The sequence below is a fragment of the Chromobacterium subtsugae genome (assembly GCF_001676875.1).
In the GTDB taxonomy this organism is placed as follows: domain Bacteria; phylum Pseudomonadota; class Gammaproteobacteria; order Burkholderiales; family Chromobacteriaceae; genus Chromobacterium; species Chromobacterium subtsugae.
This window is the reverse complement of sequence record NZ_JYKA01000014.1, coordinates 36,285-61,105: the sequence shown is the minus strand read 5'-3', so window position 1 is coordinate 61,105 and position 24,821 is coordinate 36,285. Positions and strand designations below refer to the sequence as shown.

The window sequence follows — 24,821 nt, the reverse complement described above, 5'->3', positions numbered from 1 at the left end:
CATATTATTAATGATAAATATTATCATTCGCATCGACGAGCTGCAATGCTCCGTCCCGGGCCAGCATCATCCCGACTTGTTCAGACGCCGCAATAGCCAACGATTCCTCGCCAGCCAGACGACGCAGAACACCCGGACGCTCTGGCAACGACAACAATGAGGAACGCAAGCAAGATGAAAAACACTCCGCACCGCCAACGCAAGGCACTATCGCAGGCCACCATTCTGGCGCTGGCCTGCCTGGGAAGCACCGCCGCCCTGGCGGCCGGCGCGCCCGACCTGCAGGACAATTCCACCACTCTGCCCGCGGTCACCGTCACCGGCGAGAAGATCAATCGCTCGCTGCAGGACACCACCACCGCGGTGACAGTGCTGCGCGACGCCGACAAGGGCGAAGTCAAATCGGTTTATGACGCGGCGGCCGCCACGCCCAACGCCAGCCTAAACGGCGCCGGCATCGTCAACATCCGCGGCGTGGAAGGCACCGGCCCCGGCACCGGCTACAACACGCTGGTTTCCGGCTCTCGCCCGCGGGTGAGCACCACGGTGGACGGCATGGCGGAAAGCTGGACCGGCCAGCGCTACGTCGACGCCAGCCCGTGGGATGTGGAACAGATCGAAGTGCTGCGCGGCCCGCAGTCCACCACCCAGGGCCGCAACACCATGGCCGGCTCCATCGTGGTCAACACCAAGGACCCGGCTTCCGATTGGGAAGGCGCATTGCGCGCCGGCTACGAAGACAAAGGCGGCCGGGCGACGCTGGCCGGCATGGTCTCCGGCCCGATCACCGACGAGCTGGCCTTCCGCGTCACCGCCGAGGGCCTGAACGGCCACAGCTACATCGACTATCCGGGCCAGATGCCCTGGGACGGCTCGGACATCAATCACAGCAGCTACCGCGGCAAGCTGCTGTGGAAACCCAGCGCCCTGCCCGGCTTCAGCGCCAAGCTGACGGTATCGCATCGCAAGGACAAGGGCGACTACCTGAACTACGTCGACGGCAATTACTTCGACTACCAGTACCATCGCCTGTCCACCCAGGCCCGCTATCAGGACTCGTCCAACAACACCATCAGCACCGACCTGCAATACCAGTTCAACGACGCCTGGAGCGCCCACCTGCTGGTCGGGCACGCCGACAACGTCAGCGCGTTCAAGGACACCGACACCCCGCCGCTGAACATGCGCCTGGATGAGAAAAGCGACACCGTCGAAGCCCGACTCGCCTATGCGCCGCAAAACGGCTGGCTGAGCGGGATGATGGGCGTATACCACTACGACCGCGACCAAAGCCTGCGCACCTTCCAGTTCCCCAATCTGCTGGCCAAGGACCGCCTCAAGACCGAAGCGCTTTATGGGGAGGCCACCTTGGCGCTCAGCGATAAGTGGAGCCTGAATCTGGGCGGCCGCGTCGAGCGCGAAATGCAGCGCCGCCACACCCTGTTCAATCCGGATACCGCCGCGCAAAACCAGGCCAGCTACAACGTGGGCGAAACCTTGTTCCTGCCCAAGGCCGGCCTGAGCTACCGCTACAGTCCGGACACCACGCTGGGCCTCACCGCGCGCAAGGGCTACAACGCCGGCGGCTCCGGCCTGGACAACAATTACGTCTACTACACCTACAACAAGGAAGAAGTCACCGCCTATGAGTTGAGCAGCCGCTCCGCTTTCCTGGATAACCGCGTCAGCCTCAACGCCAACGCCTTCTTCAACCAGTACACCGGCTACCAGGCCATCCTGGCTTCGCGCTTCACCAACATTCCGGAAGGCCAGAGCTACGGCCTGGAATTGGAAACCAAGGCCAGGGTGACGCCGACGCTGACCGTCAACGCCGGTCTCGGCCTGCTCAACACCAAGGTGACCGGCACCGATGCCGCCAACCCCGGCATCATGGGCAACCAGTTCAACTACGCGCCGCACATGACCGTCAACCTGGGCTTCAAGCAGCGCCTGCCGCGCAATTTCTACGTGGGCGGCAGCCTGAACCGCGTCGGCTCCTATTACTCGGAGATCACCAACGACCCCAGTCTGAAGGCCGGCGACTACACAGTGGTCAACCTGAACACCGGTTACGAGGATGCCCGCTGGGGCGTGCGCGCCTACGTCAACAACCTGACCAACCGCGGCGTGCTGTATGCCCAGATCGCATCCCGCGGCAACAACCTGGGCGTGGTCGGCGCGCCGCGCACGGTTGGCGTGACGGTGGACTACCGCTTCTTCTAAGCCGATCCCGCGGCACGTCAAACCGCCCGCAGGCCTCGCCCGCGGGCGGTTTTCATTGCCCGGATGCGCTGCCGGCGCCGCAAACGACAACGCCCGGCGATGACCGCTCATCGCCGGGCGTTCTTTTGGATCAAGATCAGTAATCGACGCCCAGGTAGATGTAACCGGTCAACTGGCCGCCGCGCGCCGTGCCGACGCCGACGAAGAACGGCCCCAGAATGGTGTCGGCTCCCAGGAAAAGCGAACCGGCGGGAATCCAGCCGCGGGCGGTTTGGAGGTCGGAATAGTTCTGCCCCCACAGCCGGCCGGCCTCCAGCGACACCCCGGCGTATACGCCGGAGCCCAGCACCGCCGGCAGCGACGCGGCGCGCCAATACACCATCAGCCGCGCCAACGCCACCTGATCGGCCAGCAACTCGCCGTTCTGGTAACCGGTCAGATTGAGGAAACCGCCCAGCGTCTGCGGAATGTCGCCATTGCGGATATCCACATAACCCCTGGCCTTGGCGGTGAAGCGCGCGGTGACGTCGCCATAGGTGTGGGCCGTCTCGCCGATCAGGTCATAGAATTTCTGGTTGACCTCGCTGCCCAGCCCCGGCAAACCGGCGCCGACCTTGCCGCTGAAGTAATAACCGGCCCTCGGCCAGCGCGGATTGTCGAATTGGTCCACCACCAGGCTGCTTTGCACCCCGGTGTTGCGGAAACGATCGTTGCCGTTGAATTCGCTGGGGTCGCCCTGCTCCAGCGAGTAATCGTTGTCCTGCCGGTACAGGCCCACCCGCCATTCGCCGTACTTGCCCAGAGCCAGGCCGACATTCACCTGGCCGCTCAGCACATCGTTCTTCAAGGTGGCCAGCACCGTATGGTTGTCATTGAACACGCGGAACGGCTTTTGCTCATAACCCAGCGAGCCGGCGACGAAGAACGGGCTGCCGTTCCACAGTGGCTGGTACAGCTCGGTGGTGATCGACTTGTCGTAGCCTATCGCCAAGTCGTTGCGCCAGGACGCGCCGGCGTCGTTCAAGGCCGTCCATTCATGGGCGGCGCGCAGCGTGAAGCTGTTGTCGCCCGGGGTATCGCTGCGCAGGTTCAGCCCGAAATGCAGATAGTTTTGCCCTATGCTGCGCTCCACCGGCATCACCGTCATCACGCTGCGGCCGGACACATTGTCGACGCGGTAGCCCAGCTTGTCGTATTCGCCGCCGGTGAAGATTTCAGCCAAGCGGTTGCGCGCCGTTCCCACCGGCACAGGCCCCGGAAAGGCCAGCGATTCGCGCAGCGTGGAAAGCTTGGTGAAGGTGCCGTCCGTCCCCTCCACCTTCACTTCGTCCAGCACCGGATAGCGCGGCCGCTGCAGCTTGCGCTTCCAGGCGGCGTAGGCCTCCTCCGACACCGAGTAAGCCGACAGCTGCTTGGCCATCTTGCGCGCCGCCTCCTCGCCGCGCCGCACGATGGCCTGGTGATCGCCGAAGGAAGTGGCGGCATAGCCGGTCAGGTCCGGCCGGATCACGATGTCTTTCTTGTCCAGCAGCTTCATCTGCTCCTGGACATTGCGCAGCACCGCCAGATTGGAGCTTTGCGCCACCACGTCGAACAGGGTCTGGATTTCATCCGGCTTCATCAGCGGCGTGCCGACATCCACCACGATGGCCTGCTTGGCGCAGCGTCCCTTCACATCCTCCACCGGCACATTGCGGGCGATGGCGCCGTCCACCAGCAGCCGCCCCTCGTCCTCCACCAGATCGAACACCCCCGGCACCGCCATGCTGGCGCGCAGCGCGCGCGTCAACGAGCCCTGCTTGAACACCACCGCGTCGCCGGTGCTCAAATCGGCGGCGATCGCCCGGAACGGAATGGGCAGCTTGTCGAAATCGTCGATGTCGCGGTCGCGGGTCAGCTTGTGGATGTAAAGCTCGATGCCTTGCGAGTTGATGGCGCTGCGCGGCACCCGCAGCGCGCCGTCCTTCAGGCCGAAGCTGACATCGAGATAGTTTTTGTAATCATTGCGCTTGCGGTCATACGGAATATCCGCCCGCGCCGGCTTGCCGGACAGCATCTGGTCCCAATCGGCGGCATTGAATTCGCGTTCGATCTCATCCAGCGGCAGGCCGTTGGCGTAAATGCCACCAATCAGCGCCCCCGCGCTGGTGCCCGAAATGCAGGCGATCGGAATGCGCAGGCGCTCCAATTCCTTGAGAACGCCCAGGTGGGCGAAGCCGCGCGCGCCGCCGCCGCCCAGCACAACGCCAACGCCCTCAGGCACTTGCGATTCGTCGGCGGCATATGCCGGCGGCGCATTAAAAAGGACTGAAAAGGACAATACCGGAATAAACAGACGAAATGTAAATAGCTTGCGAATTGGCATGTCTGATAATTTTGAGATTATGGTTTCACCATCATCAACGCGTGACGTAAGATATAGTGACATATAAACGAGAACATAAACCCATTAAAAGTTGGCTCAATGTTTGACTTCAAATCCCTAGTCAGCTCGCTCCTCAGCAAAAACACGCCGGCATCTGGCGTGGCGCAGTCGGCCACCCTTCTGGTGCGCGACCTGCCGCAGGCCGAATACTTTACCGCCCTGGTGGAAATCATCAAGGCAGTTTCCAAAATCAACGCCGACACCGACATGTCGCTGAAAGAGAGGGTGAAAACCCTGCTCTATGTCGACGACAAGGCCGCAGGCATCCATCGCCAGTTATGCCAGGACTATCTGCAGTCGAAAAGCGGCAGCAAGGGCTATCTTCCCACCATCCTGGCTTACTGGCACGAACTGTCCAGCGCCTACCAGATCTGCCTGCGCTTGAGCAAGAACGCCGCCAGCCCGGCGGCCGAGCCCGACCTGCAGCTGGTCACCATCCGCGGCTTGCATCACCAGATGCGGCTGATCGCCTGGAACGCGCTGCGCTACCTGAAGCCGGAAGGCACCGCCTGGCAACAGGGCTTCCGCTTTTACACCTACGCCGAAGAGGCGGGATTTTCCCGCACCGCGATGCTGCTATACCCGGACGCGCGCCAGGAAATCAGCTGCGAGCACCTGCTGATCCAGATCGGCATGCTGCACCTGGCGCAGACCGAGAACATGCTGCACAAGGAAATCATCGCGGTGGACCAGCTGCTGATGCTGCTGAGCCAGCACATCCCGCTGGACAAGCAGGCGCCGCCGGAAGGCCCGATCTTCGTCTACAACCTGTCCATCCCCGAGCCGCCGCAGCCGATGCTGCGCGGCATGGCCGGCAAGTGGCACCGCTACTGGTCAGCCTATGAAATCACCAGCCGCCTGGCCGACCTGATGTTCGACCTGGACAGCCGCATACCTTCGTCCCTCGCCACGCTGGGCTGCGAGCTGGAACGCGAGGAGTGGGCCGACCTGTGCGAAAAGCTGGCGATACGCTGGTCCAACGACGGCGGCAAGTCGCTGCGCAAGTCGGAACGCTCGCTGCACACCTCCAATGCGCAAGTGTCCATCGGCTTCGACCGGGTGGCGTTCCAGATCAAGGTGCAGGATGTCGGATCGCTGGACCCCGAGCGGGTGGACGAATGGCGGATCAATGATATCAGCAGCACCGGCATGGGGCTGACTTTCATCGGCAAAACCATAGACCAGCTGGCCATAGGCCGGCTGATCCTGGTGAAAACAGAGAGCCACCCGCTGCTGCTGGGCGTGATCCGCCGCATCCTGCGCCAGAACAACGGCACCAAGGTCGGGATAGAAATCCTGGGCCAGACGCCGGTAGGCGTCTCGCTGCAGGACCCCTCGCGCCAGGATATCCCGCCCTTCACCGCCATCTACATCACCCAGCCCAATTCCCGCAAAGGACAGCGCTGGTTCCTGATGCCCCGAGCCCTGACCTCGGCCGACAAGGAACTGGTCCTCACCGCGCAGGGAAAATCGTACCAGATCAAACTGAAAGACCCGCAGCAGGAATTCGAGGATTGCTGCCACAGCAACTTCGATACTCTGTCCAAGATAGATTGACCCCCGGCCGGCTCCGCGATGGAGCCGGCGCCCTTCCCCGCCCGCCCTCCTCCTCCGAGCGTCCTCTGCCATCCTGCAAATTCTCCATCGCGCAAACATTATGACAAAAGGGTATTTGCGCAATAAAAATTTGCAAATAATATCTTGATTCGGCTACGCCGAACAAAACAAAGGAAATCAGAGGATAAAACCATGCACCATCGCATCTCAAGCAGCGCGGTTCTGCTGGCGCTCGCATCGCTGTCCAGCCATGCCGCCGCCGAACAACCGCGCAACACTCCGTTGCAGCCGGGCGACCCGCTAGCCGCGCAACAATGGCACTTGCAGAATACCGGCCAAAACGCGTTTTCCAAACGCGGCGGCGTCAAGGGCGTCGATCTCAATCTGGCCTTCACTCACTTGCGCGGCATCCGCGGAGTCGGCACCACCATCGCCGTCATCGACGACGGCCTGGAAATCCGCCACCCGGACCTGGCCGCCAACATCGTGCCGGGCTCCAAAAACCTGGTGAACGGCAGCAACGACCCCACTCCCGACTCGCCCGACAACGCCCATGGCACCTCGGTGGCCGGCATAGCGGCGGCGGTGGGATTCAACGGCATAGGCGGACGCGGCGTGGCGCCGTCCGCCAGCCTGAAAGGCTTCAACTGGTTGCTGGCGCAAACGCTGGACGGCTGGCTGCTGTCGCACGGCAAACAACCGGGCGGACGGCCACTGGAGGCCTTCACCGATTCACGCGTGTTCAACCAGAGCTACGGCTCCTCCGCCGTCCGCTCCACCCCGGGCAATCCCGACCAGGACATCGAACTGAAAACCGAGGAGGAAACCTACGAAGACGTCAGCCGCAACAGCCACTGGGGCCGCGGCGCGACCTTCGTCAAATCGGCCGGCAACGCCTACAGCTACTTCCGGGCCGGCAACGGCTACCTGATAGGCTACAAGGGCAATGAAGGCCTGCCGGTGCAGGACGCCAACCTCACCACCGACAACAGCAACTACTGGAACGTGGTGGTATCGGCGCTGAACGCCGACGGCGTGCGCTCCTCGTACTCGTCGGTGGGCGCCAACGTGCTGCTGACCGCGCCCGGCGGCGAATACGGCACCGACTCGCCAGCCATGATCACCACCGACCTGACCGGTTGCCAGCGCGGCTGGAATATCGCCGGCAGCAGCGACAACGCGCTGCACGGCGGCAACGCGCTGGACCCCAACTGCGACTACAACGGCGTGATGAACGGCACCTCGTCGGCGGCCCCGGCCACCTCCGGCGCCTTCGCGCTGGTGATGTCGGCCAATCCGGCCCTCAACGCCCGCGACGTGCGCCACATCCTGATCACCACCGCCCGCCAGGTGGATGCGGCCAACCCCGGCGTCGCGCTGGCCTTCCAGGACGCCGGCGGCGGCAGCCACCGCTACCAGGCGATTCCCGGTTGGCAGAAAAACGCCGCTGGCCTGCCCTTCCACCAGTTTTACGGCTTCGGCCTGATCAACGTCGACAAAGCGGTGGAAAAAGCGCTGTTCTATAACCGCCCGCTGCCGCCGCTGGAAAAAACCCGCTGGCAGACCATCAGCGCGCAGGCATCCATTCCCGACGCCGACGAAAAAGGCGTGGAAAGCGTCTACACCCAGCCGGACAATCTCACGGTGGAGGCGGTGCAAATCCTGGTGGATGCCGAGCACAGCCGCGCCAGCGACCTGGCGGTGGAGCTGATTTCGCCGGCCGGCACCCGCTCGGTGCTGCTATCGCCGCGCACCGCGCTGGTGGCGGAAGACTACGGTCTCAATCAGCAGCGCCTGCTGTCCAACCATTTCTACGGCGAATCGGCCAAGGGCCAATGGCGCATCCGCGTGATAGACACCAACGGCGGCGACTACCAGTTCATCCACCGCGTCGGCGCCAAGAACACCACTTACACCCTGCCCAATGCGGCGGGCAAACTGAAATCGTGGTCGATCCGCTTCTTCGGCCACAGGAGCGCAACATGAAAAAAACCATCCTGACCCTCTCGCTGCTGGCGCTGGCCGGCGGCGCGCTGGCGGCCGACCTGCCCTTCCTGCCCAAGCCGGCGGGACAGGCCGTCACCATCAACGGCAAAACCTATTACAAGCAAGCAAGCCAAGCCAAGGCAGCGGCCAAATCGGCCAGCGGCGCCAGTTTTCGCGCCAGCGGCGCTCCGGCCTTGAACCGCGGCGACGTGGTCCAGTCGCCCAAGCAGGCGCTGCCCGCCACCGTCAGCGGCACGGTGCTGGTGCAACTGGCCTCTGCCCAGGATGAAGCCGCCGTCGCCCGCGACCACGGCCTGAGCGTGCGCTTCCGCACCCAAAGCGTGGTGGTATACGAAGCGCCGGCCCAGACCGAACTCTTGGGCCTGCAGCAAAGGCTGGCCGCCGACAAGCGGGTGAAAAAGGCGCAGCTGGAGCTGGCCAGCAACGACAACCTGCCGCAATAAGTCATGCCGACCAACCGGGCGCGTGCGCCCGGTTTTCTTCTGCCCCGCGCGAAGCGCTTTCAAAGCCCTGCAGCGAGTCGATCGCCAAACAATTGAATACACACAATATATCCATTCCAATTCGCATTTTGTGTGTATAGGAATTTTCCCTGCCGCGGCACAGCGGCAATAGACGCGGACAATAGAAAAACCCAACCGCGAACGGTTGGGTTTTGAATGTGGTGGAGGCGGCGGGAATCGAACCCGCACCCCAAACAAGCCAGTATTGGCTTACAGGGCAACTTTTCAAAATTTGGGCGAAATTTGGGCGATTTGTACCGCCCAGCTTCCCGCCACCACAAACCCGCCGCCGGCGGGTTTTTTCATGCCCAGAGGAAACATGAAAACCATCGCCACATTCTCGCAAAAAGGCGGCTCGGGTAAGTCCACCCTTGCTGTCCACCTTGGCGTCGCCGCCGAAGAGGACTCCACCTCCGTAATCATCTTCGACCGAGACGACGCTCAGGCATCCAGCTCGCGCTGGGCCGGCAGCCGCTCTGCCGAATCCCCGGTCGTTCTCCAAACGCCGCCCTCGCAGCTGCAAGCCGCGCTCAAGGCCGGCAGCGCCAAGGGATTCGGCCTGGCCATCATCGACGGGCCGCCACACTCCTCTCCCGATTCAGCTGCCATTGCGCGGGTCGCCGACCTCATCCTGATCCCCGTTCGGCCGACAGCATTCGACCTGGCCGCGGTCGGCAACGCAGTGAAGATCGTCACCGCCGCGGGCAAGGAGCCGCTGTTCGTGCTGTCCGCCTGCCCTTCTCGGGTGCCGGAGGTCGCCGACGCGCGCCAGGCGCTGGCCGACTTCGGCGAGGTGGCGCCGGTGGAGATCGGCGAGCGCATCGCATTTTCACGCGCCATCGCCACCGGCCAGTCGGTGACGGAGTTTGACCCGCGCGGCAAGGCGGCGGCCGAGATCCGGGCCCTGTGGCAATGGGTCAAGGAGAAGCTGCAATGAGCAAGACCAGCCTGAAAGCATTCCTGGACGGCGGCGAGGCGGAAGCACCGACCAAGGAAGAGAAGCCTCTGCCGGACTTTGTGTCCATCAAGGTAAAGGTCCACCCCGACGACCACCGCCGGCTTTCCGACCTCGCCAAGGCGGAACGGCCGTCGAGCCTGCAGGACCTGGGCGTGGAAGGCTTCAACCGCGTGCTTGCCGAGCGCGGCCTGCCGCCGCTGCGCCGTTACAACGAGGGGTAAATGCTCACATGCCCCTTTGCTCATCTGCTCATTTACCCATTTTCTCAGATGAGCAATTGCTCACCGAAACGGAGAAACCAATGATCGACATCGACGCAATCATAGACAGCATGGGCTGGTCGTTAACCGACAGCGACTGGGTGGCCATGCGTCGGCTGTGCCAGGCCACGCTGGCGGCCGCTGCCGCTGCGGAAAGCGCAGCCGCTTCCCGTTTGGGCCTGGAGTGGCGCGCCTGCGTGAAGCGCCCAGTGGTTGTTCATGTGCGCAAGCAGCGGGAGGGTGAAAAGCATGTCGGCACGCGAGAAGGAATCACTCCGCTCCGCCCTGACGATTTAATCATGCGCGGCATCGCTGGCGAGGAATATCCCATCGGCAGTGAGCTTTGGGCGAAGACCTACTGGCTTGAGGCCGATGCCAATCTGCCTAATGAAAAGGCAATTGGTAAGGAATCCTTACAGGTTCAGGCTGTGCCGGATGGATGGAGGCTTGTCCCGATCAAACCGACCGAGGAAATGATCCGCAAGTCCTACTGGTCTGGCGCTGGAGAAATAAACATCCATGAGGAATGGGCGAAGCGCGAGGTGTGGGGGCGCATGCTCGCCGCTGCGCCGTCGCCCAATTGACACACAATTCGCGCATCATTCTCTGTAAATTTGCGTAATTCACGCATCATTGCCATGCTGATTGCAAATCAAGGAGCAATCAGCCATGCGCCTCTACCTCTCCGCCGACCGCTACTACGCTATCGCCATCCAGCTGGACCTGTTCGACAGGCCGGTGATCGTGCGCGCCTGGGGCGGACGCGGGAGCCGGCGCGGCGGCATGGCGACGGAACCATTCAGCACGGCGCGGCTCAAGGACATTGACCGCCGCCGGCGACAGCATGGCTACCAACTACACAGGCCCAACTGATGAAACTCTCCGCCCTACTCTTCGCCGGCGCTCTTGTAGCGCCGTTCTCTTTTGCTGCACCCCTACCAGCCGGCGCCGACTTCGAAGTCGGGTTCTCGCCCAAAGGCGGCAGCCTCGCGCTCGTCCTGCAGGGTATCGACGGCGCAAAGTCGTCGATTCTGGTCGCCGCCTACTCATTTACCAGCAAGCCGATCGCCGAGTCGCTGCTGAGCGCACACAAGCGCGGCGTGAAGGTGCAAGTCGTCGCCGACGAGAAGAGCAACCGCAAGGGCTACAGCGCTGCGCAGTTCCTGGCGAATCAGGGGGTGCCGGTGCGCCTGAATGGCAATTACTCCATCTTCCACCACAAGTTCATGGTGATCGATGGCCAGCACCTGGAAACGGGGTCGTTCAACTACAGCGCGGCCGCAGCCAGCAAGAACGCCGAAAACGTGCTGCTGCTACGCAACGTCAAGCCGCTAGCCGACAAATACGCAGTTGAGTGGACGCGACTGTGGCAGGAGGCGACACCCTTGCCGAAAGCATACTGAAATCCGTTTTGATATTTCCTCACCTGTGGTGTAATTTGAATTTGTACGAATTCAAAATTTCACCACCATGGCCACCATCCCCTACTTGATGCCGATACCTGGAGGCCAGCCTCTGCCGTTGGTCTTAGCCCCCGTCCGCGCCGGCTTCCCATCGCCGGCCGACGACTACCTCGACGACAACATCAACCTGCATGAGTACCTGGTGGACGACCCTCCGGCGACGTTCATCGTCCGTGTGCGCGGTGACTCCATGATCGGCGCCGGCATCGACAACGGCGATCTGCTCGTCGTGAACAAGGGGCTCGCGCCGGCGCATGGCGACATTGTGGTGGCCGTGATCGATGGCGAATTCACCGTGAAGCGACTACACAGCCGCGGCGGCTCCTGTGCGCTGATGCCGGAGAACCCCGCCTATGCGCCGATCACCCTGCATTCCGGCCAAGAGCTGCTGGTATGGGGCGTAGTGACCGGTGCAGTGAAGAAGTTCCGGCAATGAGCGCGCCAACCCTTTTCGCGCTGGTGGACGGCAACAGCATGTACGCCAGTTGCGAGCGCGTGTTCCGGCCCGACCTGATCGGCAAGCCCATAGTGGTGCTGAGCAACAACGACGGCTGCGTGGTGGCGGCCAGCGCCGAAGCCAAGGCACTGGGCATCAAGATGTTCGGCCCCTTCTTTGAGATCGCCGACCAGTGCCGCCAGCACGATGTCGCGGTGTTTTCCAGCAACTACGCCCTGTATGGCGACATGAGCCGGCGCATGATGCGGGTGCTGTCGGAGTTTGCTGCCGAGCAAGAGGTTTACAGCATCGACGAGTGTTTCCTCGACATGACAGGCATGCCGGATCTGGACAGCCATGGCCACCGGATGCGCGAGGCGGTGCTGCGCCGCGTCGGCATCCCCACATGCGTCGGCATGGGACCGTCGAAGACCTTGGCCAAGTTGGCCAACCGGATCGCAAAGAAGCAACCGAAATGGGCCGGCGTGTTCGAATGGGACTTCGTGACGCCGGCCGAGGCCGACCAGATGATGGCGCAGATTGAGGTGGGCGATGTGTGGGGGATCGGGCGTCGGCTGACCGAGCAGCTGCAGGCGATGGGGATTCACAGTGCGCTCCACCTGAAACAGGCCGACCCGCGGCGCATCAAACGCGCGTTCTCGGTGGTGGTCGAACGAACGGTGCAGGAGCTGAACGGCGTCAGCTGCTTGGCGCTGGAAGACGTGACACCCAGCAAGCAGCAGATCATTGCCAGCCGGTCGTTTTCCAAGAAGGTGCGCGACCTGAACACCCTGATCGCGTCCATCTCGCACCACGCGGCGCGGGCGGCCGAGAAGCTGCGCGCCCAGGGCTCGGCGGCGCGCCTGGTCGGCGTGGGTATTCGCACCAGCCCATTCAGCGATGTGGCGCAGTACCGGCCCTATATCGTGGTGCCGCTGGTCCAGGCGTCTGACGACACCCTCGAAATCACGCGCGCGGCGCTGGCGGGCCTGCGGGCCATCTACAAGAAAGGCTACCTCTACCACAAAGCTGGAATCGTGCTGATGGAGATCAGCCCGCGAGGCGTGGTGCAGTCGGATCTGTTTGCGGCGCCGCCAGATCCGCGCCGAGAGCTGCTGATGCGAACAATGGACGCCATCACTCGACAATTCGGCCGCGGCACGGTGCGACTGGCGTCTGAGAACATGACTCAGCGCTGGCAGATGAGGCAGGATGTGAGGTCGCCGCGCTATACGACGCGGCTTGATGAATTGCTGGAAGTGAAATAGACCAATGATATTTGCAAGGGCTGCTGGATAAAACCAGCCAAGCCTTGCCCTGTGGTGGCTACCGAAGCCACGATGCTGGCGCTTACTGCGCTCAAACTACGAACACAGCCAATAACGAAATAAATAAAATAAGCTTTGCATTTTTTCATACCGAACCCCTCTTTCTTTGACGAATTACTTGTTTCTGAACACAAAAAAACATCAACACAGTTCAAGAAAACAGTCAAAATCAAGAGCACAGTAAAAATGCACCAAACACCATGTCCAGGATTCGAACCGGACACCAACCCTAGCAAATACCACTGCAAGAATTCCGAAACAATATCACGATCAACAATAAATGTCAATGCAATTGCGTTAGCCACTTTATTTTGTCATTGGTGCGCTTTCCAACAAATGTGCACCTGAAAGTATCAGAAAGCTCCGAGCTACATCAGGATTCGGACACTCCAACCATGCCTCATAATGTTCGGTCGGCACAATAACCAATGAGCGCTTCTCTTCGCCAGGCCGGTGCATCCTTCCCATCACCTCGTGACCGTCTGCGTTGATGGTTATTTGCGTGAAAGCGTAGCTAACCGCCCCCTCTGGCTCTTGCCACTCGCGCCACATGCCCGCCACGGCGAAGGGCTGGCCGTCGGCCAGTCCGATCCGCGTCCGCACTGCCTTTCCTGACTCGTAGCAGGGTTCGAAGAAGGCTTGCATCGGCACGAGGCAGAGCTGGCACTTGCGCCAAGCTGCCTTGTAAGTCGGCTTCTCCCCGATGGTCTCAGCGCGCGCGTTCATGGTTGTGAAGCGAACGCCAGGCGGCAGATGGCGCTTTGGCACGAAGCCATAGGTCGCCAGCTTCAGCCCGTCACGGGTGATGATCGGCGCTGCATAGTCCTGCCAGCACTCAGGCTTCCAGAGGCCATCGTCGACCTCATAGCCAAAATGCTGGCGGATCTGCTGCGCCGTGGGTGGAATGAAATTTACGCACATGCGCAAAGCATAGTCGCTTAACTCGGACTCGCAAAGGGGGGGCTACAGATGGCCGCTGCAGCATAATTTTATTTTGTCAACTATTCTGATGATAACTGCCATATAAGAAAGGTTTTGGTATACGGCTGCTTTTCCGGGGTGTCTTGACTACTGGCAGTGTTACTGCCTATACAACTGAAATAGAGAAAAATTCAGAAAAATCACATAGTCAAATTAGAAATGGAGAAAGGAAAAGGAATGACCCAAACTGATCCAGGCATTTTAATAGAAGAGTATCGTGGCTATAAAATTATATGCGATTGCAATAATTGCAATACCGTTACAGGTAGATTTGCTGTCATTACCATTTCAAAAATCAATAAAAACATTGATGAAATAATACTTTCTGCCAAAATATCCATCCCAAACGGTGCTGGACTTATGAATTACATTGTAGAAGTGCAATCAATCTCAAGAAAGTTTATTGATCGTTATATTGATGGTGAAATAGAAAATAAATAACGCCCAGCAGCATGCCTTCGACATGCCGCCAGGCCGGATTACTGCCTGTCCGACCGGATCAGGGCTTGGCAGGCGCTGAGTTGCCGGACGACGTCGTCTGCCTCGGCGGCGAGCCGGAGAGCATCGTCTCCATGCGCTGCAGAAAAGTCGGCTGGCGCGGCACCATCACGCTGGCCGGCGCTGGCGGCAGCTGCGGGCAGATCGCCGCGCCCGGCGGCGGGCTGTTGCTGGTGCAGCCGGAGAGCAGCAGCATGGCGAGCCAGAGCGGCTTGCAATTCAAGTTTCCCATCTTCCAAATCCTTTTCGTAGGCGGCCGCCGTGGCCGCGTCATCTGCTGCCACCTGGCGCTCGTGCATCCGGGCGGCTTGGGTGGCCACTGCCTGCTGCTGGGCCTGGCTGGCGCGCACCACCGCAGCGTCACGCTGGGCCAGCACAGCCCGCATCTCCCACCCCAGAAAAGCCAAGGCCGCCACGGCGGCGGCCAGCACGATCTCCCTCCACATGTTCACCCTCCTTTTGCCTTGGCCAGAACTACGATGCCGGCCCAGATCGCGCCCAGCAGGCCAATCACAATGCCGCCGGCCAATGCCTTCAGCACAGCATCCGCCACACCATCCACTCTCTTGGCCAGCTTCACTGCATCAGCCACTCCGGCCTCGTCCAGAGCCTGGCGCGCGCCGGCCTTGGCCGCCGCCTCCAGCAGTGCCCGGAACTCTTCCCGCGGCAGCACAACTTCATCACCCATCCCCTACTCCCCAAAGTAAGCGCGATACTTGCCCCTCCGCACGACCATCACGTTCCTGACGTGCGTATTGGTGATATCTGCAAACGATTGCCCGTAGCCGGCATGCCGAGCCTTCGACTGCGCGCTGCTGCGTTCAAGATTGCCGAACCAGACGCCAGGCTGACAGCCGGAAGTATTGGCGCACTTCCGCCGGCGCTGGATCACCCCTCCGAGGCCGGAGTTGTAGGCCGCGTCCATCATGGCCAGCCGGTCAGCGTCGGAAGCTGCCCAGCGGATCAGCTGGTAATTGCCACGGTTCTTCAGCACGATGGCCGGCAGTTGATAGCGCGGATCATAAGCGTTTGCCCAGCTCCAGCCTCGGAGCTCTGGATGCGCAACCACCATCTCTCGAATCGCATCGAAGCGAACCGAGCCATCTGCCTTGTACGCCTTGGTGAACTGCCCCAGGCCGGCGCCCAGCTCGCGCGACGTCTGCAGCTTTGCGTTGACACGCCAGCCGCTTTCTTGCTCAACCTGAGCCGCCAGCACAGAGCGGGACGGCATGTCGGGCCAGTGCTGAGTCACAGCGGTGTTCAGCAGCGGCAACAGGGCCAGCGCGCCGGCGCTCAGCCCCGCAGCCACAACACACCACCAATCACCACCGCAGCCATGAACAAACGGTCGGCCAGCACCACCAGAGCAGCACCAGTAGGCGCGTGCAGAGCAATGTCGGCGGCCTCCGACATGTCAGCATGGAACAGCGCTTTGCGTAGCAGCAGCGCCACGCCCACCAGCACCGGCAACGCCAAACCCAGCTGCAGCCAGGTTTGGGCAACAACGGAGTCAATCCAGAACAGCGCCAGCGCGGCCGGAAGGATCAGCAGGTAGATGCGATAGTCGTGCAGTTTTTTCAGCATGGTGTCTCCAGGAATGATTAGGGCCGGGAATCCCGGCCCTGTTTAACTGCCCGCAGATTGCGGAACAGAATGAACACGTAGAACGCGCATAGCAGTTGGTAGGCCAGTGGCGGTGGCGCGAGCAGGTAGCAGGCAAAGAACAGAAATGCCTTGCTCGCCACCAATGCTGGCAGGATGCCAACGCGTGCCATCAGGCGCCTGACGAACGGATTCAGCTCCCTCCCATTCAGGCGGACCAGCGCGTAGTTGGTGCTGGCGATGTCGGCCAGCTGCAGCAGAATGAAAAGCGCGATCCAGATCACTTCGCCCCCTCCGGCAATGCCGCCAGCCTGTTTTGCACGTCTGCCAATTGCAGCTGCAATGCCTGATTTTGCGACAGCGCCACGGTAGCCACCTGCCCGAGCACATCCGCCAGCTTCAGGCCGCTCTGACCATCCGCCACACCAAGAGACTGGGGATCGCTGATGTAGGTCTGCAGCTGCTGGCTCAGGGGGTTGGGCTGATCTGCCGCGAATCGTACCGATGCGCCGACAATGCCAGCGGCAGAGAGCCGAATAAGGATTTCATAGGGATATTGATTCATGGTGTCCTCAGACAGGGTTGCCGGTTCTGACGCTGATCCAGGCATTGCCGTTTGACCATGCCAGCGCAGCGCCGCCAGTGGCGTCTGTGATGTAAACCAATGCGCCAGCGTAGGCCGCCGCCGCCGGCGCAGTTGCCCGGGTGTAGGCTGGAGCAGGAGTTGGCGTCGTGTTGAAACTGCTGACCGTCAAAATGCCTTGCGGCTGTACCGTCAGGAGGTTGCCAGCGGGCAATTTGCTGCCGGTATTCACCACGCTTGCCACCCAGCCTCCATTCGAGGCATCCCCAAACGCGCTGCAGCCGCCAGCGCCGGCCCAAGCCTGGAGCTGGACAAATACCGTGTACGACGTAGGGCTGTTCTGCGCGATCAGAAACGTGCAGCCGCTGTTGCCGAAAACCATGGCCGTCGCGGCACCAAAAAATGGGCCGGCAGAGCCTGGCTGCTGGGCACCGCCATTGCTCGTGCTGAAGATCAGAGTCGCCATGCCCAGCTGGCTGTTGGCTGCGTTGTATCCATTGCCAAAAACAACCGACAAAGCCAGCTTGGCGCCATTCTGGCCGCAAGTGAATGTGCCAAGCTGGACATAGGACATCGCTCCTTTTGTGTCTGGAATGCTGTCCTGTCGCACCGGTTGATAGCCGAGACCAGCGGCCACCTGGGCAGCAGTCACGCTGCTGACCGAGCCCGCATTGCCCGACACCGAGATGGGCCAGGTGCCGCTGGCATTGGAGCCGTCAGCGCGCAGCACATTGGCGGCGCTGGGCACCGTGTGAGTTCCGCCGGCGGCGTCGGTCAGCGTCACCATGCCGGCACTGGTCAGCCAGGCATTGAACTGGTCCATCGTGACGTTGTACTTCTGGAGCAACTGGGCTAGCGATGCCGCAAGGTCTGCGGGAGTTGGGTTTGATGCGGACATCACACCTCCAAAGGAGAAGCCCCGCTGTCATCGCGGGGCTTCGGGTAGGTTTGCTTGACGGCCTGGATCTCCGCCAGCATCGCCTTCGTTTGCGGCGGCAACTGGTCGGGCGGCGCGTCGGCCACCATGCGCCACAGCGCGTCCAGCTGATCGCCAATGTCCGGGTACTGCTGGCGGCGCGCCGCGGCGTGGTCGCCAGCGTGGTGGATCTTCATCATGTCGTCACCTCAAAAACAGCGGTTTGCATTGGGAAGGCATCGACCACGATTTGGTGGCGCCCGGGATGCGCGAACGACAACTCGCACACCTCATCCGGGCACGGGTACGGCGTGCCGTCGAGTATCAGCTGGCACGGCGCCGGCAACTGCCGCAGCGTCATGCCGTCCAGCACCGCGCCGGCCAGCGGGCGCGGCGCGACCGCACCGTCCCGCACGTACTGCGTCAATGGGTCTGCCGCGCCGACCAAGATGCGCTTGCCGGCGGCCACGTCCAGCTGGATATTCTCCGGCCGGCTGGTGCCGACCTGCAGGATGCGGCCGGCGTCGTCGTATTCGATGATATCGATGGGCATCTGCTACCTCCTGAACAACACGCAGCCATAGCGAATCATGCCGCTCACATTGATCGCAGGCGAGGAAACACCAATCGTCACCACCTCACCTGCATTAACATTCAGCACCAGCACCGCACTGCCATTGATGGGCGCCGAGCGTCCGCGACCGTATAGCGTAGGTATCGGCGTCGTGAATGGAGAATCCGCAAACGCCAGCAGTGTGCCGGAATCGCTGCAGTTGAACTGGAACGAGTAGTCGAAGGCATTGGTCCAGCCGCTGACCGTGATGCTGCGGGTGTCGTTCTTGCTGACCGCTTCCCCCTTGATCTGCAAGGTGTCCACCATCAGGTTGCGGATGAAAGAGCCGTCGATCCCGTTCATGCTAACGACGATATTCCCCACGGCATCCCTGATCGTCATGCCCCGGGTGTCAATCTGGCCGACAGTCAGCTGCCCCTTGATATAGGCAGCGCCCATCCCGGTCATGTCGACCACCACATTGCCAGCCGCATCGCAAATGGTCAGCCCTCGCGTGTTGATCTGCCCCGCATCGATAGAGCCGGAAACGATTGCATTTCGGCCGCTGATCGAGCCATCAACAATCATGGATCCGTCAACTCCGACGGCAGTCTGCCCGTTGATTCGGCCAACCGTGAAAGCCGCCCGCGGGTTGGAGCCATCCGGAAACGCGACCTGGAACTTGTCTGCGAGGACCGCAAACGATGACCCCCCCTGCCCATTGCTCAACTGAATGCCGGCCACGCGAGGATTTTGGCCATTCGCGTCAAGCTGGACCTGCACCGCCCACTGCCCAAGAAGACCGTTAATGCTCTGGGCCTGCTGGGTAATGGTCGCGCTGTTGCCAATGAGCGTCGTCTGCATCTGAGAGATTTGGCTGGCCACAGCACTATCGGCGGTGACGCGCGCCATCCATTCGCTCGTGATCGCCGCAGCATTGCCGGCGACGGATGCCTGGAGTGCCGAGATATTCGACGCCATCGAGGCATTCTGGTCGGCGCGGATTTTCTGCTCGTTCACGATGGCGGCCGTAGCCTGGCCGCTGATCACGCGCGCGCCACGCGCTTGCGACCAGGACGTGTCAACCTGCAGCAGCGCTTGCAACAGCGCGTTAGCCACGTTGTCGTTGCTGGTGATGCTGCCGGCCAGATCCGGCGCCAACAAGCTGTAGTCGACACCGCCCTGCAACTGCTGGAGCAGCAGCGTGGGATCTTTCATCGTCTGGGCTTGGGCTGTGGCAAACGACGAGACATTCCCCCAGGTGTCGTAGATCCGCAGCCAGAAGAAGTACGTCACGCCCAGTTGAGCACCCTGGAAGGTAAAAGCCGTAGTCGGATAACTGACATCCGCCAGTTTGCCAGGGTTCGGATCGGCTGCCGTGGTGCTGTAGAACAGCTCTGCCCGCTTGATATCGGGCCGGCCGGCAGGATACATCCAGGTCAAATCTACCTTCATCGCTCCGCCTGCCGCCGAGAGCGTAGGTGCCGAAGGCGGTGTCACCTGCCCCTGCGTCTGTTGGTTGCCTGTCACTGGGATGCTGACCACCCCAGTCACCGACACCGAGGACACCCGTACGTCGTAACTGCCAGGCACGACATCCATGATTTCGGCGTGATTACTCACCTGGTCCGGCAGCGCAATCCAGTTTCCGCCGTTCTGCCGATAGGTCACCCGATAGCCACGCAGGTAGGGATGCACGACCGCCGGCCAGTCCACTAGCAACTTCACCTTCCGACTACCGTCCGGCGCCAGGTAGGGCTGCTCCTGCAACTGAACTGCTAGAACCGCCGGCATCACACCTGGATCTGGCAGGTTGCTGGTGGGCGCCGGGTCAAACCTCAGCCCTGTCTCAATCGCGGCCCACTTGTTCGGGTCGTACTGCAGGCCTGAGATTTCGAACTCGCCGTTGTCTACCGACTTGATGGACACGCAGGTCCACAAGTCCGGCTGCAGGTTGGTAGCGATCAGCACCCAGGTCGCGCCGGCGACCGGCTGGGCTGGATACTGCGAAACGATATTGAGGGTGTCAGTTGTGCCAGGCGACGCGACAACGCCGCGGCGAACCGGCACGCCGTCAGGTCCGGTCACCTCCAGCGTGTAGGTCACGCCGGATTGAAGCGTAACCGGTGCATCCAGCTTGACAACCGTGCCGGCGACCGACCCCACCCTGCCGCCCATCCGCGCGCCGGTCACGTGGAAGTCAGACGTTGCAAACAGGTCACCCGGCTGGAGATCCGCACCATAGGCAGCCGCCTTGAACACCACCATTTCGGTGCTGCGCTGCGCCGTCTCCAAAATGTACCGGCCGCAGCGGCGCGCCTGGCCTCGCGTCACCGCCCCCATCGCTACCGCCGCGGTCTGCTGCAGCCCATAAGCCAGCAAACCCTGGCCATGCTCGACATACTCAACTGCGCGCCGGTAGCGGTCACCCGGATCCGTCCAGGCTACCGACGCCGCGGTAAAGCGGCCATTCTTCGGAGTAGACGAATAGGTGAATTTGCCTTCAATGACATTGGTGGCGTTGAAGTGCTTGACCGGCTGCTTGCCGGGCATGTCTGCGACAATCCGAATACCGCCGGCCGACCAGTATGCCTGGCCACAGAAGGAAGACACGATGTCGGACACGACCTTCCAGGCGTCTTGCGTGTCCTGCTGGAAGTTGTGGAACTGGAAGCGCGGCTCGGTGCCGCCGTACCCATCCGGGACGGGCTGGTCGCACCACTGCGCAATGGCGTACATCCCCCACCGGTCCATGTTGGCGGCCGGAATGTTGATGCCGAAGCGGTTGTCCGTGCAGTAGGTCCACAAGAACCATACCGGATTGCTGGTCACCGCCGGCTTGAAGTTACCATCCCATGGGCCGGTGTACGTGCGCGCCACCGGGTCATAGTTGCTGGGAACCTGGCACTTCAGCTGCTGCCACAGCGCCGACACCGTCGGCATCCGAGAAAATTGGCGCGAGTCGAACTTGAGGGCAAGCACAGTCAGGTTCGGATAGCGTAGCTGCGCATCGATGATGCTGGTAAAGGAGGTGAAGACGGTCTGGTCGGCCAGGTACTGCGTCGTGCTGTCGGGCGTGATGCGGCGGACCCGAACCAGCCAAGGCCCGGCGCCGGTCAGCTGCAGCCGAGTGCTACGCTGATAATTGGCCGCGGTCTTGTCGGAGATGGTGACAATGGCCGCCTGAGCGAAGGCCCCATTCGCTGGTGCCAGATCAATCGCATATTGCACCGACGCGCCAGCGGTATCTCCAGTTTTCTGATCCGTCGATCGGAGGCCGGCCGGCAACGAAACCGTCACCCGGATGGCGGTGGCGTTCACATCCGCCACGGTTTGGGTGATCGGGTTCGCAGCCTTCACCTCCAGCCCGACGCCAATCTCTGTTTCAACCGCAGGAAACCCCTGAATGGCCGGCTGCGTCTGCGTACCATTGCGGTAGGAGACCTGCATGTTCTGGAAGTTGAACGAGCCGTCCTGGTTTTGGATCGGCGTATCATCCAGATAGATGCTCTTCAGTGGGTTGGCCGCGTCCGCCGGCCCGCCCGTCTCACCATGGCTCAGCAGGACCATCATGCGGCCGTAGCTGATCGACTGCGCAGTATCGGGCGACTCTACCGGGGTGTGCTGGCTGCCGCCTCCGCCCTTGGCGCCAAAGATTGCATCGTCGGACATTCATGCTCCAAAACAGAAATGCCCGCGCGTGGCGGGCTATATGAGTACAGGGGAATTGCTGGGCAGCGCCCCGGTGCCGATGTCCTCGACGCTGACGCCGGCGGAGATCACCGTGCCGGCAATCAGCATGGTGCCGGTTCCAATCGGAATGGGCAGGCCCTGCGCGCTGGTCTGCTGCGCGCCGTTGAACCAGTAGTTCGGCTTGCCGTCCTTGGCCTGCCAGTCGGGCTGCTTCGGTATCGGCGTCAATAACTCAACGGCCCCGCCAATCATCATCCCTACACCCAGCTGAACCGCCCAAGGCTGGCCAAAGTATGCCCCGACAACAGCGATGACGGCGCCGGCAAACACCCGCAACCCTGCACTGGCTCCGCCGATTACCGGCATGATGAGGATGTCACCCTTGCTCACCAGCACCAGTTCATCTTCTTCAACGACATCCCGGTCAGCCACGGTCACCCGGTATCCCACTTTTTCCGGATCGCTGTCGCGCAGGTGCTGGATGAATCCTGGCCAGTTCGCGTCCAGCATCCGGACGGCCTCACCGACGCTATCCACGTAGGCGGCGACCTGCTTCACGAACTTCTCGCCCAGCTCGCCGCCGAGGCGGACGGTACGTTTTTCACTCATGGCGTGGCCTCACAACGGTTACGGTGCAGCGCCGCCACCAGCCGCCATAGATGCCGACCTGGCTGGGCTGATGGTAGAGCTGATGCAGAATTCGGCTATCGCCGAGGTAGACGGCTACATGGTTGACCACGTTGGCCTCGCACATCATGAATATCAGGTCACCGCGCACGGGCTCTCCCTCCACGACATCCACTGGCGCGCTGGCCAGCCAGGCCGGGAACGGGCTGTCACCCTTCAGCCAGAACTCTTCCGCCACCTGCGCCCGTGACAACTGAATGCCCGTCTCGCGCCGATGCCAGTCCTGCGCCAGGCTGAAGCAGTCGAACATTCCCCAGCAGAACGGGCGCCCTTCGTAGGGCGCCTGCCAGCCGCCTGGCTCGGTCAGCGTGTGCTCGCCATTCGGCCAGCTGACGATGTGCCAGGGCAGCCCGGTTCGCTCGCACATCACACGATCCACCATGCTCGGGTCGGCCGTGTCGTCCGGGTGGCTGTGCCAGATGCCAACGACCCGGCCCAGCTGCTCGGCGGCGGCATAGTCCACCGGATCGAGCTCGAATTGCGCGCGGGGATCGCCGGCAATGTTTCTGCACGGGTAGACACGGCCGGAGTCCAGCAACACCCCGCACGCTTCCTGCGGGTGCGCCAGCTCCGCCAGGTGCAGCATTTCGTTGATCATCAGGGCCCCAGAAATGAAGAAACCCGCCGAAGCGGGTTGTTTATTGGATTGGGATCGCTTAACCGTAGCGCCGCAGCCCCAGCAATCCGGGATAGTTGGTCTGATTCCCCCGGCGCTGACAGTCGCTGAAGTGCTTCCCGCAAGCATCTTTGCTGGGATCGTTCGTAGGCATGCCATCGACGTCGAACATGGCAGCGCCGGCGTAGCCGCACGCCGCGCTCCGGTACTGCGTCTGGGCCGGGCAATAGACGCTGGCCATGGTGTTTGGCACTGTCTTGCCTTCAAGGTCCAGCGCGCTCACCAGCTCAAACTGCAGAACCGTGCCGTCATCCTGGGTCCGCCGGTTCACAAACCAGATTTCCTGCTGGTGGAACTCTGGAGCGCCGGCCAGCGCGCCGCCATCCAAATACTTGGCGTAGGTCACCATGCGCGTCACCCGCCAGCCGGCCAAGCCTCGGAACTGGCGGACCAACTGGGTAAAGATGCCATAGATGGGGCCATTAGCGCCCATCACCGCATTGGCGATGGACAGCGTCGGCCGCGGCGCACTGCCCTGCACTGTTTTCTCGAATCCCTCTGCCTGGATTGCCCAGGGCTGATACTGCTGGCCCATGAAGCTGATCGCATTGGTATTGGCATCGGTTCCGGCCGGCGTGAAGTACTGCACCGGGTATGGCGTGCCGGGTGGCGGGGCCAATTGAAAAAGCTCCACCCTTGCATCAAGGATGAAGCCTTGGACATCTTGCTGGATTTGCATATTAAAACTCTAGGTTATTTACTCGCAGACGCTGATGCCGGAGCAGATGCAGATGCATCAGTCTGTTTTTTTGGATCAACCCCTTTATTTGGCTTGGGGGTGCTTATAGGAAAATCAGCAATCTGTTGAAGGAAGGCAGCATCAACTTTGGAAGAACCCATTGCACAGTCTGCTGCCATCATTATCGATCCGAAAACTATTTTGTTATTTGAAACAGGGTTATCACTACCGCTTTCATTAAAAATAACCGAAACATCATGTGCATACGACTGATTAACCGCATCCATTTTCTTGTAAGACACAATGCTTGAAAAAGTTTTATCCATTGTAGCCTGAATGCCATTCGCCGCCCCAGACATCCCAGACCAGCCTTTTGCAGCAGTTCCCTTTGCAACCACCGACAGTACCGAGCCAGAAAGCGCCCCAACCGACCCGACTAAAAGCTTAGAACCATCATCAAGTTCACCGCCAGATTCATAGTAATTCAAAACCTGTCGACAGAATGTAGTTGCCTTAATATAAGTAGAAATCGCATCTTCAGGAGTACAGGGTTCTGTACTGATCTTCGAACAAGGGTAATTTTTAGCATCTTGCCATGGCCACTGCGGAGAAAACACAACACAGCCAGACTCCACCACAAGCACAACACCCAAGAAAGCCAATTTAGCCACTTTCATATCATCCATCCAACCGATCTACTTTTCCTATTTAGCTCCTTATTTTCAAAAATATTATTAGGAGTACTACCTACTCGTCAAAATTCCCACATCATCTTTATTGGTATCTTTAATTT

General features: G+C 61.2%; 29 protein-coding genes. 12 read left to right on the top strand and 17 right to left on the bottom strand.

Annotation, left to right across the window (positions count from 1 at the left end; all coding sequences use genetic code 11):
- The first annotated feature begins 174 nt into the window (after positions 1 to 174).
- The gene (locus MY55_RS16220; protein ID WP_065202710.1) at positions 175 to 2,223 is read left to right on the top strand and encodes a TonB-dependent receptor; all 2,049 of its coding nucleotides are present in this window, start codon (positions 175 to 177) and stop codon (positions 2,221 to 2,223) included.
- A 136-nt stretch (positions 2,224 to 2,359) separates the two neighbouring features.
- On the opposite strand, the gene MY55_RS16215 is transcribed toward MY55_RS16220, so the two are convergent.
- Positions 2,360 to 4,486 (bottom strand): patatin-like phospholipase family protein, encoded by a 2,127-nt coding sequence (locus MY55_RS16215; protein ID WP_167595304.1) that lies wholly within the window; start codon positions 4,484 to 4,486, stop codon positions 2,360 to 2,362.
- A 201-nt stretch (positions 4,487 to 4,687) separates the two neighbouring features.
- Between MY55_RS16215 and MY55_RS16210 the strand changes: the two genes are divergently transcribed.
- From MY55_RS16210 to MY55_RS16165, 10 genes are all read left to right on the top strand, one after another.
- Positions 4,688 to 6,205 (top strand): hypothetical protein, encoded by a 1,518-nt coding sequence (locus MY55_RS16210; protein WP_047236770.1) that lies wholly within the window; start codon positions 4,688 to 4,690, stop codon positions 6,203 to 6,205.
- A 192-nt stretch (positions 6,206 to 6,397) separates the two neighbouring features.
- A complete protein-coding gene (locus tag MY55_RS16205) occupies positions 6,398 to 8,191 on the top strand; it encodes a S8 family serine peptidase (RefSeq protein WP_043573681.1) in 1,794 nt (597 codons plus the stop codon).
- A complete protein-coding gene (locus tag MY55_RS16200) occupies positions 8,188 to 8,655 on the top strand; it encodes a hypothetical protein (protein WP_043573678.1) in 468 nt (155 codons plus the stop codon). The genes MY55_RS16205 and MY55_RS16200 overlap by 4 nt, the downstream gene beginning before the upstream one ends.
- 379 nt (positions 8,656 to 9,034) lie before the next feature.
- Complete coding sequence (locus MY55_RS16195) at positions 9,035 to 9,652, top strand: ParA family protein (RefSeq protein ID WP_065202709.1); 618 nt, start codon at positions 9,035 to 9,037, stop codon at positions 9,650 to 9,652.
- Positions 9,649 to 9,894, top strand: a complete 246-nt coding sequence (locus MY55_RS16190) for a hypothetical protein (RefSeq protein WP_065202708.1) — start codon at positions 9,649 to 9,651, stop codon at positions 9,892 to 9,894. The genes MY55_RS16195 and MY55_RS16190 overlap by 4 nt, the downstream gene beginning before the upstream one ends.
- Before the next feature lie 80 nt (positions 9,895 to 9,974).
- Complete coding sequence (locus tag MY55_RS16185) at positions 9,975 to 10,517, top strand: hypothetical protein (protein ID WP_065202707.1); 543 nt, start codon at positions 9,975 to 9,977, stop codon at positions 10,515 to 10,517.
- 85 nt (positions 10,518 to 10,602) lie between these two features.
- Positions 10,603 to 10,806 (top strand): hypothetical protein, encoded by a 204-nt coding sequence (locus MY55_RS16180; protein WP_065202706.1) that lies wholly within the window; start codon positions 10,603 to 10,605, stop codon positions 10,804 to 10,806.
- Complete coding sequence (locus tag MY55_RS16175) at positions 10,806 to 11,336, top strand: phospholipase D family nuclease (protein ID WP_081284716.1); 531 nt, start codon at positions 10,806 to 10,808, stop codon at positions 11,334 to 11,336. The genes MY55_RS16180 and MY55_RS16175 overlap by 1 nt, the downstream gene beginning before the upstream one ends.
- A 67-nt stretch (positions 11,337 to 11,403) precedes the next feature.
- Positions 11,404 to 11,832 (top strand): LexA family protein, encoded by a 429-nt coding sequence (locus MY55_RS16170; protein ID WP_065202704.1) that lies wholly within the window; start codon positions 11,404 to 11,406, stop codon positions 11,830 to 11,832.
- Positions 11,829 to 13,100: a Y-family DNA polymerase gene (locus MY55_RS16165; RefSeq protein WP_065202703.1), complete on the top strand. Its 1,272-nt coding sequence runs from the start codon at positions 11,829 to 11,831 to the stop codon at positions 13,098 to 13,100. Before MY55_RS16170 ends, MY55_RS16165 begins: the two co-directional genes overlap by 4 nt.
- Here the strand turns inward: MY55_RS16165 and MY55_RS23705 are convergent.
- Together MY55_RS23705 and MY55_RS16160 are read right to left on the bottom strand one after the other, a co-directional pair.
- Positions 13,061 to 13,465 (bottom strand): hypothetical protein, encoded by a 405-nt coding sequence (locus MY55_RS23705; protein ID WP_146008305.1) that lies wholly within the window; start codon positions 13,463 to 13,465, stop codon positions 13,061 to 13,063. The two genes, MY55_RS16165 and MY55_RS23705, sit on opposite strands and share 40 nt — an antisense overlap.
- A gap of 1 nt (position 13,466) precedes the next feature.
- Positions 13,467 to 14,081 (bottom strand): SOS response-associated peptidase, encoded by a 615-nt coding sequence (locus tag MY55_RS16160; RefSeq protein ID WP_043573658.1) that lies wholly within the window; start codon positions 14,079 to 14,081, stop codon positions 13,467 to 13,469.
- Between the two features lie 237 nt (positions 14,082 to 14,318).
- Between MY55_RS16160 and MY55_RS23700 the strand changes: the two genes are divergently transcribed.
- On the top strand, positions 14,319 to 14,582 hold the full coding sequence (locus tag MY55_RS23700) for a hypothetical protein (RefSeq protein WP_146008306.1): 264 nt from the start codon (positions 14,319 to 14,321) through the stop codon (positions 14,580 to 14,582).
- Positions 14,583 to 14,620: 38 nt separating this feature from the next.
- Here MY55_RS23700 and MY55_RS16155 read toward each other — a convergent pair whose 3' ends face one another.
- From MY55_RS16155 to MY55_RS23695, 14 genes are read right to left on the bottom strand one after another with little or no spacing between them, the layout of a single operon-like run.
- Positions 14,621 to 15,085 carry a lysis system i-spanin subunit Rz gene (locus tag MY55_RS16155; RefSeq protein ID WP_065202702.1) on the bottom strand — a complete coding sequence of 155 codons (465 nt, stop codon included), beginning with the start codon at positions 15,083 to 15,085 and terminating at the stop codon, positions 14,621 to 14,623.
- A 2-nt stretch (positions 15,086 to 15,087) separates the two neighbouring features.
- Complete coding sequence (locus MY55_RS16150) at positions 15,088 to 15,327, bottom strand: hypothetical protein (protein ID WP_043573654.1); 240 nt, start codon at positions 15,325 to 15,327, stop codon at positions 15,088 to 15,090.
- Between the two features lie 3 nt (positions 15,328 to 15,330).
- On the bottom strand, positions 15,331 to 15,948 hold the full coding sequence (locus tag MY55_RS16145; RefSeq protein WP_065202700.1) for a transglycosylase SLT domain-containing protein: 618 nt from the start codon (positions 15,946 to 15,948) through the stop codon (positions 15,331 to 15,333).
- Positions 15,933 to 16,223 carry a hypothetical protein gene (locus tag MY55_RS16140; RefSeq protein ID WP_043573651.1) on the bottom strand — a complete coding sequence of 97 codons (291 nt, stop codon included), beginning with the start codon at positions 16,221 to 16,223 and terminating at the stop codon, positions 15,933 to 15,935. The genes MY55_RS16145 and MY55_RS16140 overlap by 16 nt, the downstream gene beginning before the upstream one ends.
- Before the next feature lie 17 nt (positions 16,224 to 16,240).
- A complete protein-coding gene (locus MY55_RS16135; RefSeq protein ID WP_043573648.1) occupies positions 16,241 to 16,525 on the bottom strand; it encodes a DUF5658 family protein in 285 nt (94 codons plus the stop codon).
- A complete protein-coding gene (locus MY55_RS16130; protein ID WP_043573644.1) occupies positions 16,522 to 16,806 on the bottom strand; it encodes a hypothetical protein in 285 nt (94 codons plus the stop codon). Before MY55_RS16130 ends, MY55_RS16135 begins: the two co-directional genes overlap by 4 nt.
- Before the next feature lie 7 nt (positions 16,807 to 16,813).
- Positions 16,814 to 17,722 (bottom strand): hypothetical protein, encoded by a 909-nt coding sequence (locus MY55_RS16125; RefSeq protein WP_065202699.1) that lies wholly within the window; start codon positions 17,720 to 17,722, stop codon positions 16,814 to 16,816.
- Positions 17,722 to 17,940, bottom strand: coding sequence for a hypothetical protein (locus MY55_RS16120; protein ID WP_063251077.1), 219 nt, complete (start codon positions 17,938 to 17,940; stop codon positions 17,722 to 17,724). The genes MY55_RS16125 and MY55_RS16120 overlap by 1 nt, the downstream gene beginning before the upstream one ends.
- Positions 17,937 to 18,293, bottom strand: coding sequence for a hypothetical protein (locus MY55_RS16115; RefSeq protein WP_043573635.1), 357 nt, complete (start codon positions 18,291 to 18,293; stop codon positions 17,937 to 17,939). The genes MY55_RS16120 and MY55_RS16115 overlap by 4 nt, the downstream gene beginning before the upstream one ends.
- 3 nt (positions 18,294 to 18,296) lie before the next feature.
- The gene (locus MY55_RS16110) at positions 18,297 to 21,965 is read right to left on the bottom strand and encodes a TipJ family phage tail tip protein (RefSeq protein WP_065202698.1); all 3,669 of its coding nucleotides are present in this window, start codon (positions 21,963 to 21,965) and stop codon (positions 18,297 to 18,299) included.
- A 36-nt stretch (positions 21,966 to 22,001) separates the two neighbouring features.
- Positions 22,002 to 22,595, bottom strand: coding sequence for a tail assembly protein (locus MY55_RS16105; RefSeq protein WP_065202697.1), 594 nt, complete (start codon positions 22,593 to 22,595; stop codon positions 22,002 to 22,004).
- On the bottom strand, positions 22,588 to 23,271 hold the full coding sequence (locus MY55_RS16100) for a C40 family peptidase (RefSeq protein WP_065202696.1): 684 nt from the start codon (positions 23,269 to 23,271) through the stop codon (positions 22,588 to 22,590). The genes MY55_RS16105 and MY55_RS16100 overlap by 8 nt, the downstream gene beginning before the upstream one ends.
- Before the next feature lie 58 nt (positions 23,272 to 23,329).
- Entirely contained in the window at positions 23,330 to 24,028 is a 699-nt protein-coding gene (locus MY55_RS16095) for a phage minor tail protein L (RefSeq protein WP_065202695.1), read from the bottom strand.
- Positions 24,029 to 24,042: 14 nt separating this feature from the next.
- Positions 24,043 to 24,705: a hypothetical protein gene (locus MY55_RS23695; RefSeq protein WP_157889350.1), complete on the bottom strand. Its 663-nt coding sequence runs from the start codon at positions 24,703 to 24,705 to the stop codon at positions 24,043 to 24,045.
- Positions 24,706 to 24,821 lie beyond the last annotated feature (116 nt).